A 1312-nucleotide genomic window follows, 5' to 3' on the forward strand; every position below is an offset into this window, starting at 1 on the left:
ACCCCGGCCAGCTCCGCCAGCAATGCACAACCGACTGCATGGCGTGCGCGCTGGATGCCCACGGCGCCGAAGTACACCGCCAGGACATAGAACGTCGTCTCGGTACTGCCCTGGACCGTTGCCGCCACCAGCGCCGGGAAGCTGTCGACGCCCGAGGTCTTCATGGTTTCGATCAGCATCGCCCGGGCAGCGCTACCGGAGAAGGGTTTGACCATCGCCGTCGGCAGCGCATCGACGAATCGCGTGTCCCACCCGGCCCACGCGACCAGATGGCGAATCCCGTCCAGGCCGAAGTCCAGCGCACCGGAAGCTCGCAATACGCCAACCGCGCAGAGCATCGCCACCAGATAGGGCAGCAGGTTTTTGGCGACGTCGAACCCCTCTTTGGCACCCTCGATGAAGGCCTCGTAGACCTTCACCTTACGCAGCGCGCCGATCAGCAGAAACAGCATGATCAGGCCAAACAGCGTCAGGTTGCCGAGGATCGATGACAGACCGGCCAGCGCGGTCGCCGAAAGGGTCGCCAGTAACGCCATGAACCCACCAAGAGCGAGGGCACCGGGGATCATGTAAGCCAGCACCACGGGGTCCCAGATGCGCAGGCGCTGCATGAACGCCACCGACAGGAAGCCGACAATGGTCGAGCAACTGGTCGCCAACAGGATCGGCAGGAACACCAGCGTCGGGTCGGGCGCGCCTTGCTGGGCGCGATACATGAAGATGGTCACCGGCAGCAGGGTCAGCGAAGAGGCGTTGAGCACCAGGAACAGGATCTGTGCGTTGCTGGCGGCGGTAGCGCTGGGATTGAGTTCTTGCAGCGCTTTCATGGCCTTGAGACCGATCGGCGTGGCGGCGTTGTCCAGGCCCAGGCCGTTGGCGGCGAAGTTCAGGGTGATCAGGCCGATGGCTGGATGACCCGGCGGGACTTCAGGCATCAGGCGCAAAAACAGTGGCCCCAGGGCCTTGGCCAGCCATTCGACGATCCCGGCTTTCTCGGCAATGCGCAAAAAACCCAGCCAGAGGGTGAGGGTGCCAAACAGCAGCACCATGACTTCGACCGACAGCTTGGCCATGGCAAAAATGCTTTCCACCATTGCCGCGAAAATCCCGGCATTACCGCCGATCAGCCACTGCGCCAGCGCCGATACGGCTGCCACGATGAAGAAGCCAAGCCACAGGCCATTGAGCATCAGTCAAATCCCCCAAAAGATCCGCGAATGATAGCGGGGTGGCCAGAAACGACAAACCCCGGATTTCTCCGGGGTTTGTTGGGACAGCCGTCGTAGATCACTGTGGGAGCGAGCTTGCTCGC

Annotated in this window: 1 protein-coding gene; it reads right to left on the reverse strand. The window is 62.7% G+C overall.

All coding sequences use genetic code 11. The features are described from left to right. A partial coding sequence (locus tag ACXRVY_RS29600) for a nucleoside recognition domain-containing protein (protein WP_458239032.1) occupies positions 1-1190 on the reverse strand: 1190 nt, incomplete at its 3' end. Between the last annotated feature and the right edge of the window lie 122 nt (positions 1191-1312).

The sequence above is a fragment of the Pseudomonas sp. P5_A2_2 genome, assembly GCF_054177685.1.